Genomic DNA, 14,599 nt, shown 5'->3' with positions numbered 1-14,599 from the left:
GCTCACGTCCGTTCGCCGGGCGGCTCCGGCCCCACACCGCGGGTCAAGGAACAGCTCCTGATCTCACGCCGCACTCCTTCAGGGCATCAGCCTTTGATGGGGCCGCCGTTGATGGCTATGCGCTGGCCGTAGCGGGCGTAGGGGTAGTAGTCGTACGTCGCGTGGTGCTGGACGCACCGGTTGTCCCAGAAGACGAGCGTGCCCGGGGTCCAGCGGACGCGGCAGTGCAGGACCGGCCTGCGGGCGATGATGTCGAAGAGCACGTCGAGCACCGCCCGGCTCTCGTCGGGGGAGAGCTGCGGGATGCGGCTGGTGTAGGCCTTGTTGACGTACAGCAGTTTGCGGTCGGTCTCGGGATGCCGGGCGACGAGGGGGTGTTCGCTCTTGGGGATGACGTAGTCCGCGGGCAGCGCGTATCCCGCCAGGGCCTGTGCGCCGTCGTGTATCGCGGTCAGCGGGTCCAGCAGGGCGCGCATCACCGGTGAGAGCATGTCGTAGGCGAGGTGCATGTTGGCGAAGAGGGTGTCCCCGCCGCATCCCGGCTCGGGGGTCTCGGTGATGTAGAGCATCGACCCCAGGGACGGTTCGGCGTCGGCGGTGCCGTCCGCGTGCCAGCCGTTGCCCGCCACGTTCGCCGCGGCCGACGTCGTGCGGATCTCCAGGATGTAGGGATCGCCCTCGGGCGGCGGCGGGTTGACGAGGCGCAGTTCACCGAAGGCGGCGGCGAAGCGCCTGTGATGCTCGGCGGTGATCGTCTGATCGCGGAAGACGAGGACGTGGTGGTCGCGGAAGGCGGCCCGGATCTCTTCCAGTTGCTCCGCCGGGATCTCCTGCGACAGGTCGAGGCCTGAGACTTCCGCTCCCAGAACGGGAGTGATCCGCTCGACGGTGAGCGTGCGGTAGGGGTACGCGGGACGAGTGGTCACCGCTTCCAGCGCTTCGAGTTCGTACGACTCCATGTCAACCTCCAGAGGCGGGGCGGGGTTTACAGGTCGGCGGTGCCGCGGTCACCGGCACCCGGGGACGCCAGCGTCGTCCTGATGGTCTCGGCCACCGTGTCCACGTGGGGCGCCGCGACGATGCCGTAGTGGTCCGTGGGCAGATACCTGCGGACGGCGGACGGCGGCAGGCAGGTGTTCCACTGCCGGTCCGACTCCTGAGGGTCCGCGGGGGTGGGCATGTCCGGCGCGGGGTGTTTGGCCAGCCACAGATACGTGGGGACGGAGACGAGTGACCGTACGCGGTGTTCCCCGAGGCTGTGCAGGTTCGCGCGGCAGCAGCGGGCCAGCCTCTCGGCGTACGCCTGTGCGTGCTCGGACGGCAACGAGGAGGCGCCGGCGCCGAGTTCGGCGGCGAACACCCTGTCCAGGTGAGCCTCGTCGTAGGCGGCGACCAGTACTTCCGCCTCGGGCGGTGGCGGATCCAGCAGGTGGAGCGACTCCAGTGGTCGGCCGGCCGACTCGGCGAGGCCCGCCATCTCCATCGCCACACGGGCGCCGTAGGACCATCCGGCCAGGTGAAGCCGGTGGTCCGGTCCGCCGAAGCGCTCACGTAGCTCCGCGTCGTAGTGACGGGCCTGCTCGGTCAGTGACCACGCGGGCATTCCGGTGTCGCGGAGTGCCGGGTCGGCGATGAGGCACACCGTCGGCGCGGGGCCGAGCGCTGCCACCAGGGAGCGGTAGGCCTGGATGTCTCCGCCCACGGGGTGCACCAGGCACAGGACGGCCGGACCGGTTCCCTCCTGCCAGATGTCGAGGACGACCCGGGAGGTGCCCCCGGCCGCCTCGGCGGTGGCCCCGGTGGTGGCTTCGGTGGTGGGCTCGGCGGAGGTGAGGGCTGCCTCGATGTGTTTGAGGATCTCCGTGAGGCTGACGCGGTGGCTGAAGGAGGCCAGGTCGAACTCGATGCCGTAGTCGTCCTCGATCCGGGCGATCAGGCTGATCAGGGTCAGCGAGTCGGCACCCAGGTCGTAGAGGGAGTCCTCGGGGTCCAGTTCGTCCACGCCCAGCAGATCCCGGATCACCCGAGCCATGGTGTCCGCCCGCTCTCCGGAACCGCCGACGTCGGAGCCTACGACGAGGGCTTCCTCTTCTCCGTCCGTCGGGTGCACCGGTCCGGAACGCGACGGCGGGGCCGCGATCCCGGTCGGAGCGTAGAAGGCCCGGGAGACATCGATGTCGGTGGTGGACACGAGGAGTTGAGGCAGTTGCAGGGCCAGGGCATGTGCGAAGACAGCCTTGCCCTCCTCGGTGGTCAGGCCGACCGTGAGGTGGGCCTGATGGCGGCTGTCCGGGTTCAGGACCCGGGTCGCCATTCCGGTCTCGCTCCAGATGTCCCAGTCGATGCCGATCCGGACGGTCGTCTCCGTCTCGGTGGCCCGGTGGTGGGCGAAGCCGTCGAGGAGGCTTGCGCCGGCCGCGTAGTCGCTCTGGCCGACACCGCCGAGCAGGGCGGACATCGAGGAGCAGTAGACCGCGATCTCCGGGCGGAAGGCTCCGATCAGGTGCTCGACGACGAGTGCGCCCCGCTCGCGGACCGCGGCGGCGTCACGCATGGCGGTGGCGTCACGTCGTACGAGCAGTGCGCCGTGTCCGAGACCGGCCGCGTGGATGACGCCGTCCAGCCGTGCCGTGTGGCCGGCGACGGCCGCCGCCACTTCGTGGACGGTCATGGTCGCGAGATCCGCCGGGACGAGGCCGATGCGGTGGGCCCATCCGTTCAACTCCTCGGGCAGCCGCGGGTTTTTCGACAGCAGCAGGACGCGACCGCGGGTGTGTTCGAGCAGCCAGGCCGCGATGGCGCGGCCGATGCCGCCAGTGCCGCCGAGCACCAGGTGGACGGTGTCCGCTCCGGCCGGTACGAGGGACCGCGTCCCCTCCGGTTCCGGTACGGGTGTGGTGCCCGGCCGCCACCAGTAACCCTGCCGCAGCGCGAGCTGGCGAGGCAGATCCGGTCCGTCGGGATGACCGCTTTCACGTGTACCGGCGATGACCGAGGCCACGTGTCCGGCCCAGCGGGTGAGGTCGCCGTCGGGGAGGTCGAGCCAGTGTCCGTTCAGGGCGGATTCCTGAGGGGCGACCTCGACGGGCCCGGCGAGGAGGGCCAGTTCGGGTCTGTCCACCGTTCCGGTCACGGGCCGGGCGCCGTACGAGAGCCACCACACACGGGGGGAGCCGTTTCGCCCGGCAAGGGCCTGGGCCAGGGCGGCCGTGCTGTCCAGGCAGGTGTGACGGGCGTGTTCCAGGGTGACGGGACCGACCGGCCCCGTCACGTCGAGGGGCAGGGCGTGCACCCACTCGGTGTCGGCGGAGGCGGGGACGCCGTCCTCGGACAACGCGTCGAGGAGCTGACGCACAGACGCCGGGTCGGCGGGGTCCACGGTGTAGGCATTCGGTCCTCTGCGGGCGAAGGCGCCGGCCGGGTGCACCCGTATCACCTGCGATGCCAGCGCCTCGAAGGGCGTGAGCGCTGTCCGCGGAGTGTGCTCGGAGGCCACGACGAACACAGTGGACGCGCGGCCGGCCGGCACGCCGGTGTCGGCGACGGCGGCGCGGCGCAGCCGGACCCAGTGCGGCTGGTGCAGCCAGTTCTCCCGGGGAAGCCGCAGGGGTGTGGTGGCTGGGGCCTCGCGCGGCTTCTCGGGCAGCCGGTCGAAGTCGTGTTCCGTGAGGGAGAAGGACGGGGGAGGGAAGTCCCAGGGCGCCGGAGCGGGGCCCGCCTCCCAGTCGACCGGGCGTCCGGCGGCCCAGTCCTCGGCGAGGTCGTGGGCCGTGCGACCGGCCGCGGAGACCGGTACGGCGTCCGGGTCCGCCGTACCGGGCGGCACCGCTCCCGCGGCCACCGCGCGCAGCCAGCGCCCGGCCGCGGCGGCGTCCGCCACGGGTGCCGCGGCCCGTAAGCGGCGGGCGACCCGCCCGGCCTGGAGATGGCGCAGCACGAACTCGTAACGCTCCGGCTGGAGTTGGAGGTAGTCGGCGATCCGCGCGGCGTCGGCGGCGAGGGCGTCCGCGATGGAGGCCGACAGCACCAGGCACGCGGGTACCTCGCCGGTCGCCACCGGCCCGGGCGCGGTGTCCTGCTCCACGATGACGTGGGCGTTGGTGCCGCCGATCCCGAAGCTGCTGACCGCGGCCACCCGTTCGCGTCCCTCGGGCCAGGGCGTGGCCTCGGCCGGGACATAGAAGGGAGCAGGGTCGGGGCCGATCTCGGGGTTGAAGGCACGGAAGTTGAGGTTGGGCGGGAGCGTCCCGTGGTGCACGGCGAGGACCGCGCGTACGAGGCCCACCACACCGGCGGCGGCGCCCATGTGGCCGAGCTGGCTCTTGACGGAGCTGAGAGCGCAGCGGCCGGACTCACTCACGTCGAACGCCTGCCGGAGCGCTCCCACTTCGATCGGGTCGCCCAGCCGGGTGCCGGTGCCGTGTGCCTCCACATAGCCGAGGTCGGCGCCCGTGCGTCCGGCGCGGGACAGGGCGGTCCGGATCACCTCCCGCTGTCCGGCGAGGGACGGCGCGGTGTAACTCATCTTCGCCGCACCGTCGTTGTTGATCGCGGAGCCGGTGACGAGTGCGTAGACGGTGTCGCCGTCGCGCCGTGCCCGCCGCAGCGTCTTGAGGACCACGACGCCGACGCCGCTCGCGCCGACCGTGCCGGTGGCGTCGTCGCTGAAGGGCCGGCAGTCGCCGTCCGCGGAGAAGATGTGCTGCGGGCGGTAGCGGTAGCCGCCGGTCAGCCCGGGGTCGATGAGTACTCCTCCGGCGAGCATCACGTCGGCCTCGCCCTGCCGGAGCAGACCGGCGGCGAGGTGCACGGCGACCAGGGAGCTGGAGCAGGCCGTCTGGGCGCTGAAGACGGGGCCGGTCAGCCCGAGGTGGTACGCCACCTTGGTGGCCAGGAAGTCCTTCTCGTGGTGGAGGGCGAGTTGGAAGCCGTCGGGCAGCCGGTCGGGGTCGGCCTCGCGCAGCAGGGACTGGAAGTAGGTGTTCTCGCCCGCTCCGGCCACCATGCCCACCCGGGTGGCCGAGGTGTCCGCCACTCCGGCGTGCGCCAGGGCCTGCACGCCGGCCATCAGCAGTTGTCGCTGCTGGGGGTCCATCAGACGTGCTTCTTGGGGGCTGATGCCGAAGTGGCCCGGGTCGAATTCGAGCATGCCGTCGAGCGTGCTGTGCGCGCCGATGACTCCTTCCGGCGCGTCGATACGGCGGATTCCGGTGCCGCCGGAGACCACCAGCTCCCAGAAGGCGGCCAGGTCCGGGGCGCCGGGCACCCGTACCGCCATGCCGACGACCGCGATCGGCTCGCCGGGTTCGGGGGGCCCGTCGTGCTCCACGGCGGAGGGGGTGAGTGCTCGCGGAGCGGTGAGCGAGGGGGTGAGCGGCGGCGGGGCGGTGAGGTGGCGGGCCAGGGCGCGGACGGTGACGTGCTCGAACAGGTCCGCGACGCTGAAGCGCAGACCGAGTGTCGTGGTGCAGCGCAGGTGGAAGCGCATCAGGGCGAGGCTGGAGGCTCCCGCCTCGAAGAAGGTCTGGTCCGGCGCGATCACCGACCCGGTCACCTCCTCGAAGGCAGCGGTGAGACGCTCCTCCTCGGCCGACAGGCCCGTGCGGGTGATCGCGGAACGACGTATCTCTTCTCCCGGTGCCCGGACGACCGACTGCCGGTCCAGCTTGCCGCTGGGTGTGCGGGGGAGCTTCTCCAGCCTGCGGAAGCGGTCCACACGTACGTAGGAGGGCAGCAGGGCGGACAGGTGCGCGGTCAGCTCGTCGGCGGACGGCGTTTCGCCACGGATCTCCAGACCGGCCGTCAGCTGCTCTCCGTCACGTGTGACGACGGCGTTGACCACCGCCGGATGGCGCAGCAGGGCCGCCTCGACGGAGCCGAGTTCGAGCCGGTGCCCGCTCAGTTTGATCTGCTGGTCGTCGCGGCCGGCGTAGTGCAGCAGGCCCTCGCGGTCGAAGAACGCCCGGTCGCCGCTGCGGTAGAACAGGCCCGCGCCGGGGAGTTCGACGAAGCGGGTGTCGTCCGGTGCGGGTTCGTCGAGGTAGCAGCGGGTGGTCATGGTGCCGCCGATGAGCAGCTCGCCGGTGCGCCCGGCCGGGACCGGGTCGCCCTGGGCGTCCACCACCCGCAGATCGGCGCCCGACACCGGGCGTCCGATGGCGGGCCGCTCGGGCCACTGTCCGGGATCGCCCTCCAAATACAGGGCGCTCACCACATGGGTCTCGGTCGGTCCGTAGTGGTTGAACAGACGCGCGCCGGGGAGTCCGGAGAACCAGCGCCGGATGCTGTCCGTACACACCAACTGCTCGCCCGCGGTGACCACTTCGCGCAGCCGGGAGGGATACCTGTTGAGGCGGATGGCGTACTCGGCGAGCAGATGCAGGGCCACATAGGGCATGAAGATCCGCTCGGTGCCCGCGGAGTCCAGCCGGTCCAGGAGCGCGGGCACGTCCTGACGCCACTCGGGACGAACGAGCTGGAGGCTGCCACCCGTGCACAGCGTCCCGAAGATCTCCTGGAAGGACACGTCGAATGCCAGCATCGAGAACTGCTGGGTGGCCGCGGGGACGGTCAGGCCGCCGGGCCCCGACTGCCACCTGATCAGGTCGCACAGCGTGCGGTCGTGGATCTGCACGCCCTTGGGGACACCGGTGGAGCCGGAGGTGAACAGGGTGTACAGGGGGCGGGCGCCGTCGTGTGTCGGCACGTGGTCCGGGTGTCGGTCGTACGTGTGCCCGCCGTCGTACGAGGGGCTCGTGCCGTCGCTCTCGACGGGTGGTACGACGAGGTGGCGCACCACCCCGTCCGGGAGCAGCGTGTCCAGCGTCGTCGAGCTGTCCCGCGTGGTCAGGACGCACAGCGGGTCGATCTGTTCCAGGACGCGGCGCAGCACGTCGGCCGGGTAGGAGGGGTCCAGGGGCACGGCGGTGACGTTCAGCCGTGCCAGCGCCAGCAGTGCCACCACGTGCTCGACAGAGGGATCCAGGTACAGGGCCGCCCGGCAGGGGCTGCCGTCGGCCGGGATCGGGTAGCGGTCGGCCAGTTCCGTGGCGAGTGCCGCGGCCCGGGTGTCGAGGGCCGCGTAGCTCAGGGTGACGCCGTCGGCCGTGACGACGGCGGGGGCGTCCGGAGTGCGGGCGACCTGCCGACCGAAGCCCTCGGCGATCGTGGTGAAGCCGGGTTCCGGGGCGGGTCCTCGCCCGTGCTTCGGAAGGGACCGCCGGTACGGCAGGACCAGCTCCCGGGCGGTGGAGCGACCACCGGCCGCGAGCGCGTCCACGCCTCGCCGGAACAGTTCCGCCATCGCCTCGACGTCCTCGCCGGTGAACCGGTCCTCGGCGTACTCCCACAGCACGTCGAGTCCGTCCGCGTGCTCGACCACGGAGACTGTCATCGGGCACTTGGCCTCCGGCGCCGCCCACCACAGGGGGCGCTGGACGCATCCGGGCAGCCGCAGCGCACCGAAGTCGGTGTTCTCCAGGACGAACAGAAAGTCGAACGGCGTGCTGTCGCCGACGCCCTCCCAGCCGGTCAGGACATCCGTGAGCGCCACGTCCTGGCATCCCAGTACCCGCCCCGTGTCGGTCCCGGTACGGGCGAGATGCGAGCGCAGGTCCTCACCGGGCGCGACCGTCAGAGGCAGCAGCACGGTGTTCGCCATCATGCCCGTGCTGTTCTCGAACTCGCGCACCGGGCGGCCCGCGACCGGGGCGGCGACGCGCGGGCGGACCAGACCGGTCACGCCGTACAGGCACCAGGAGAACACGCTCAGCAGGACCTGGAACCGGGTCAGTCCGAACTCGGCGCACAGCTGGTCCACTTGGGCCCGCCGAACGACGTCGAGCGACGTGTGCAGCAGGTGTGCCCGCGGTGCCGGACCCGAGTCCTGGGCAGGCAGTGGATCCAGTGGATCCAGGGGCTCCTCCAAACCCCGGTAGAACGCGAGGAGTTCATCGCGTTGAGCGTGGTAGGCAGGGCCGGCGAACCGGTCGCTCTGCCAGACGGCGAAGTCCAGCGGCGTCGGAGCGGGCGCCTCGGGCCGGCCGCTCTCGGAGTACGCAGCCGACAGGTCGTCCAGCAGGACGCTCAACGACCAGCCGTCCACGGCGATGTGGTGCAGATGGAGCAAGAGCGTGCCGCCGTCGTCACGCGGCAGCCAGCAGGCTCGGAGCATGCGGGGGACGGCGAGGTCGAAGGGCTCGGCGAAGAATTCGTCGGCGAAGGCGTGCGCTTCTTCCTCGTCCCAGGCGGGCTGGGGACCCGGTTCGTGCCAGGGGTCGTACGGCTCTCCGACGGTCTGTTCCAGTCCGTCGAGCCCGAGGCCGAAGCTCGTCCGCAGCGCCTCGTGGCGTGTCACCAGGCCGCGCAGCGCTCGCCGAAGGCCTGCGGTGTCGACGGGTCCGTCCACGCGGAAGACCTGGTTGACGGAGTAGGCCCGGGACTCCGGGGTACGGCGCTGCAGCAGCCACAGCCGCTGTTGTTCGCTGGTGGCGGGCGCCGAGCGGGCACCCGAGACCACCGGTGTCGGCAAGGCAGGCTCCTCGCCGGGACGGACCGTGGCGACCGACCGGGCGACGGCGGCCAAGTCGCCGTGCAGGACGGCCGCCTGGGACAGCGCGTAGCCCCATCGCTGTCGTACGGCGAAGCAGAACCGCAGCGCCTTCAACGAGTCACCGCCGCTGGCGATCCACCGGTCGCCGAGCCCGAGTCCGGTGGTGCCGAGTATCTCCTCGGCCAGTTCGACGACCTGGTGCTCCGTCTCCGTCATGGCCGGCCCCTCGGGACCGGGGGAGGCAGGCCGCCAGGGCCGGTCGGACTGCCGCAGCAGGGCGGCCTCGTCGATCTTGCCGTTGGCGTTGAGCGGCAGCTCGGGCACGAGATGAATGTGGTGGGGGCGCATGTAGGTGGGCAGGTGGGCCGCCAGGTGGCTGTCGAACTCCTCGTAGGACAGTTCCTGACGGAGGACGACGAAGGCCAGCAGTTCGTTGGGCCCCTCCTGGCCCGCGCGGCGCGTGCACACATGAGCCCGTTGGACCGCCGGGTGGGTGAGAACGCGCCGTTCCACCTCGCCGGGCTCGATCCTGAAGCCACGGACCTTGACCTGGCGGTCGGTTCGGCCGACGTACTCCACCAGGCCCTCGTCGTCGACCCGTACGAGGTCACCGGTGCGGTAGTGCCGTTCTGTGCCGCCGTCCAGCCAGGCCAGCCGCACGAAGCGCCGCTCGGTCTCCTCGGGGAGGTTGCGGTATCCGGCGGCGAGTCCGGGTCCACTCAGCAGGAGTTCGGCGACCTCACCGGGTGCGGCGACCCGTTCCTGGCCCGGCACGACCAGGACGGCACCGGTCTGCGGCAGGGGCCGGCCGATCGGCACCACGGCCCTGTCGAAGTCGCGGGGGATCGGATGGCACAGGGCGAAGGTGCTGGCCTCCGTGGGTCCGTAGCCGTTGAGCAGCCGGGTGCCGCTGTCGGGGTTGTCGCGGTACCAGCGGCGTATCGTCCGGGCGTCGAGCTGCTCACCGCCCACCAGAACCTCGCCGGCCGCGGCGAAGCAGTCCGGTACGGCCGTGACCACCGCGTTGAACAGCGCGGCGGTGACGAAGAGGGTGTCCACCCTCTCGTGCCGCAGTGTCGCGGCGAGCCGTTCGGGAGTTCGTACGTCCCCGTCGTTCAGGATGACGCAGCAGCCACCGGTCAGCAGGGGCACCCAGACTTCGAAACTCAGCGCGTCGAAGGCCGGGTTGGCCATGCAGGCATAGCGCAGACCGCGCTCGGCGCGGATGTAGCCGGGCTGTGCAAGTCGCCGGACCCCGGCGTCACGGACCTCAACTCCTTTGGGTTGCCCTGTCGTTCCGGAGGTGTAGAACAGGAAGGACACCTCGCCCTGGGCGGACGGTGCTTCGACGGTGGCCATGGCGGCCACGGCAGTTGCGGCGTCCGGGAGTTCGGGCAGAAGGGTGTCCGCGGCGAGCGCCTTCACGTGCTGGGGGAGCCCGGTGACACTCTCGGCCGTCTCGTGCACCAGGTCGTGCACCAGGGCGACCGCGGCGGAGTCCCGGAGGATGAAGTGACGGCGTTCCGCGGGGCTTTGCGTGTCCAGGGGCACGACCTGCGCCCCCAGTCGCAGAATGCCCAGCATCACGCAGACCAGCCGCCATGACCGCGGCAGCGCCACCGCCACGGCCTGCCCCGCGGTGACGCCCAGGTGCTCCAGTTCCTGGGCGACGTCGGCGGCTGCCGCGTTCAACGTCGTGTAGTCGAGGCCGACTTCGCCGTCGACGACTGCCTCGGCGTGTGGTGTGCGAAGAGCCCGGTGGTGAATCTCAAGGGCTATCCCGGCCGAGGCGCTCAACTCTTGCGCCACGTCGGTGGGGGACGTTTCGACGTGCGGTTTCATCGCGCCTCCGACGTGCCTGAAGGTGTGGTGCACTCCGTCTCGCCCTGGCCGGGGTCGGAGGTCAGCCGGTGCAGTTCGGCGGTGAGGACGGCGGCGACGCGGGGCAGTTCGTCGCTCTCCAGCATGTCCCAGTGGCCGCAGGCAACCGGCTCGACCACGAACTCGCCGTCGGCGCGATGCCGCCAGAACGCGCGTAGACGAGCGGCGGCGTTCTCGGCGTCCGCTTCCTCGTCCTCCACGGCCGTGGCCTGCATCAGCACGACACGGGCGGGCGATCGGGGTACGGCGTAGTCGCGCCCCGTCTCGCGGTGGTGGTTGTAGACGTTCAGGTACCGGGCCACCTGGTCGTCGTCGATACCCGGGTACATGCCGTTGAAGCGCACCAGCTTCTCCCGGAACTCCGCCATGCCGACCGGTGTGATCGCGGCGCGCTGCTCGTCGTCCTGGGCGCCGTGGGTGTCGAGGAGGACCACGCTCACCTTCTCGTGCCCGGACGCCACCAGGAGGCGGCCCATCTCGTACGCGATGAGGCCGCCGTAGGAGAGCCCGCACAGCACCAGTGCCTCGTCGCTGCGGGGAGCGACGAGCCGCAGGTACTCCTCGGCCATCGCCTCGACACCGGGCAGGGTGGACTCGCCGGGATTGATGCCGGGTGCCTGAAGTCCCACCACGCCGATGTCGTCGGCCAGTTCGGCGGACAGCGGCAGGTAGCAGAACGCGGTGCCGCCGGCGGGGTGCACACACACCACGCGCTGTCGCCCGCCGCCCGCACGGAATTCGACCAGGTTGCCTGGTTCCGTGGACCGCGCGGCATCGCTCCCGTTGCCGCGCACCCGCTCGGCGAGCGCCTCGATGGTGGGGTGCAGCATGACGTCCCGGACGGGCAGGGCGACGCCGAGTTCCTCCTGGACGGCGGACGCCATCTTGATCGCCGATATCGAAGTGCCGCCCAGCTCGAAGAAGTTGTCGCCGATACCGATGTCCGGGTGCAGCAGCACCCCGCGCCAGACCCGGTACAGCGCCATCTCCACATGGTCGCGGGGCGCGGCCGTGTTGACCTGCCCGGCGCGGGTTCCCGCCGTGGCCCGCAGCACCTCGGTCCGGTCCACCTTGCCGCTGCGGTTCAACGGCAGTCGCGGGAACTCGGCCACCACGGCGGGGATCATGTAGTCCGGCAGTCGGTCCTTGAGGGCCGCACGCCACTCGTACGGCAGCCGCGTGGCCCCGGTGTCACATCCCACGCCGGCGACCAGGCGGGAGCCGCCGGGGGCGTCGCGGTCGGCCAGGACGACGGCCTCCCGCACTCCGGGTACCGCCAGCAGAGCCGCCTCGACCTCGCCGGGTTCGATACGGAATCCGCGCAGCTTGAGCTGGTCGTCGCGGCGGCCGACGTACTCGGCGTTGCCGTCCGGCAGCCAGCGTGCCAAGTCGCCTGTGCGGTAAAGGCGTTCACCGGGGACGAAGGGGTCCGGCACGAAGAGTTCGTCGGTGAGGTCGGGGCGGTTCAGATATCCACGGGCCAGACTCGCTCCGCCGAGGTAGACCTCTCCGGGGACTCCCACGGGCACCGGACGCATGCGGTCGTCGAGCAGGTACAGGCGGGTGCCGCGCAGTGGCCGCCCGATGGGACACGATCGCTCGTAGGGCTGTGGGTCGGTGTAGGCGGTGGAGTAGAGCGTGGCCTCGGTCGGGCCGTAGCCGAAGCAGATGCGCAGGCCGGGCAGCAGCTCACGCATGCGGTGCAGGGTGTTCTCAGGCAGGGATTCCACTCCGGTGAGGAGCTGGCGCAGGCTCGATCCGGCCAGGCGTGCGGCCGGATCCTCGCCGATCCACAGGACGTAGGACGGAGGCAGGAACGCCTGGGTGACCTTGCGTTCGCGCATCCAGTCCAGCAACGCCCGTGGGTCTCCACGGAGTTCGTCGGGAACCAGGTGGAGCACGGCGCCGGTGGCCAACGGGACGAGGAGTTCATGCACCGACGCGTCGAAGCCGATGCTCGACCAGGCGGAGGACGCCTCGCCGGGGGCATCCCCCATGAGTTCGCGCCAGTGGTCGAAGAGATTGACGACGCTGGCGTGCGTCACCGCCACGCCCTTGGGGCGGCCGGTCGACCCCGAGGTGTAGATGACGTAGGCGAGCCGGGTCCGGTCCATGTCGATGACCGGTGCCTCGTCGTGCGACCCCTCTGCCTCCACCTCCGCCAGGTGCTCCCACAGCCGTCCGCGGTCGTCCGCGGTGTCCTTCTCGTCGGTCAGCACGAGGACCGGCGCGGCGTCGCTCACCATGGCGCCGAGCCGCTCCGAGGGCTGGCCGGGGTCCAGGGGCAGGTAGGCGGCACCGGACTTGAGGATCCCGAGCACGCCGATGACGAGTTCGGCCGTACGTCCGGCGTGCAGGCCCACCACCCGGTCGGGACCGGCGCCACGGGCGATCAGAGCATGGGCGAGACGGTTGGCCCGGCGGTCGAGTGTCGCGTAGTCCAGCTCCACGCCATCGGCCACCACCGCACACTGCCCGGGTCGTTCGCGGACCTGCGCGGCGAAGCGCTCCAGTACGTCCGCCGACGCCGGGTCGGAGACGGCGGGCCCTGTGCTGAAGTCGGCGAGGAGCGCCCGCTGCTCATCCTCGTCGAGCAGGGTCAGGTCGGCGATCTCGGCGTCGGGCCGCTCGGTCATCAGCCGCAGCACGCGCAGGAATTGACGTATGAGCCGTTCGATCGTCGCCCGGTCGAAGAGCGCCACCGAGTAGTCGATCTCCCCGGTGAGGTGCCGCTCCTCGTCGGCCAGGGCCAGGACCATGTCGAACTTCGCGGGTACGTGGGCGGCGTCCTCCCGTAACTCGACCTGCAGACCCGGCAGTTCGAGCTCCTGCCGCATGGAGGGAACCCAGGCGAACATGGTCTGGAACAGGGCTGTGTAGGAGGGGCTCCGCGGTGGGTTGACCAGTTCGACGACCCGCTCGAAGGGCAGATCGACGTGCTTGAGGGCGTCACGGATCCGCTGGTTCACCCGCTTCAGGGCGTCCTTGACGCTGGGTGAGCCGGAGAGGTCCGCGCGTAGGGCGAGGGTGTTGACGAAGAAGCCGATCAGGCCCTCGACGTCGCCGCGTCGGCGGTTCGACGTGGGGGCACCGACAACGATGTCGTCCTGCCCGGAGAGCAGGGACAGCAGCACTGACCAGCCGGTGAGTACGGTCGCGTAGAGGGAGACATCGTTGTCTGCGGCCAGCGCGCGCAGGGCTCGCGTCAGTTCCTCGTCGACGGTCACGGGCAACCGGTCGCCGTGAAAGCCCTGCTCGGGCGGGCGGGGTCGATCGGTGGGAAGGGAGATCACGGCCGGGATGTCGGCCAGTGCGGTGGTCCAGTAGTCGGCGTGCGAGGCGGGCTCGTCTCCCGACATCCACTCCCACTGCCAGCGCGTGTAGTCCCTGTACTGCCAGGTGAGTTCGGGCAGTGGGACGTCCTGCCCCCGCTGAAGCGCGGAGTACATCACGCCCAGCTCTTTCAGCAGCAGGGAGCGGGACCAGCCGTCGAAGATGATGTGATGCGCCGTCAGGATCAGTACGTGATGGTGTGGTTGGAGCGCTATCAGGCAGCCGCGCACCATGGGCTCCTCGCCCAGCCGGAACGGGGTGCCCTCCACCTCCGACCGTATGCGCGCGAATCGTTCGGCCCCGTCCGGCAGTCCCGTCAGATCCTCGAAGGTCACCGGGAACCCCGTGTCCGGCGGATCGACGACTTGCAGAGCCGAACCCTCGAAGGGGACCAGCCGGGTGCGCAGGGCCTCGTGGCGGGCCGCGAGCAGATGCAGCGCCTTGATGAGCAGGTCCCGGTCCAGCGGTCCCCGGATATCGAAGGGCATCGGCTCGTTGTAGGCGGCGCTGGCGTCGCCGTCCATGCGTGCCATCACCCACAGACGCTCCTGTGCCAGTGACAAAGGCGCGGGTTTTGTCTCTTCGCCGGAATGATTACTGACTGCGATTCGGGGTAAAAACACGGGTTACCCTTCACGAGAAGAGAACGCGGCGAAAATCGGGTAAAGCGCGAGCGACTGTCCGGCCTGGTCAACGCTGTTCTGTGGAGTTGAGTGAAGTACTTACGGAGTGGCGATTGCGAACGGTTCTGTCTATTCGACCACCCGCACGGTGGCTCAATTCCGCTGATGCTAAATGCGCTTCGATTGAGTGGTCAACCGTGACCAATGCCAC

At 70.7% G+C, this 14,599-nt stretch carries 3 protein-coding genes; all 3 read right to left on the bottom strand.

The annotated features are described in order from the left end of the window. Positions 1-86: 86 nt before the first annotated feature. Genes ACN20J_RS03680 through ACN20J_RS03670 form a run of 3 tightly spaced genes read right to left on the bottom strand, consistent with a single transcriptional unit; the run spans position 87 to position 14,388 of the window. On the bottom strand, positions 87-959 hold the full coding sequence (locus tag ACN20J_RS03680) for a TauD/TfdA dioxygenase family protein (protein ID WP_419665201.1): 873 nt from the start codon (positions 957-959) through the stop codon (positions 87-89). Positions 960-985: 26 nt separating this feature from the next. Next, the gene (locus ACN20J_RS03675) at positions 986-10,393 is read right to left on the bottom strand and encodes an amino acid adenylation domain-containing protein (protein ID WP_419665200.1); all 9,408 of its coding nucleotides are present in this window, start codon (positions 10,391-10,393) and stop codon (positions 986-988) included. Continuing rightward, entirely contained in the window at positions 10,390-14,388 is a 3,999-nt protein-coding gene (locus tag ACN20J_RS03670; protein ID WP_419665199.1) for a non-ribosomal peptide synthetase, read from the bottom strand. The genes ACN20J_RS03675 and ACN20J_RS03670 overlap by 4 nt, the downstream gene beginning before the upstream one ends. Between the last annotated feature and the right edge of the window lie 211 nt (positions 14,389-14,599).

The organism is Streptomyces sp. 2-1, from assembly GCF_048564895.1.
Taxonomy (GTDB): domain Bacteria; phylum Actinomycetota; class Actinomycetes; order Streptomycetales; family Streptomycetaceae; genus Streptomyces; species Streptomyces phaeochromogenes.
This window is presented reverse-complemented; position numbering and strand designations above follow the sequence as displayed.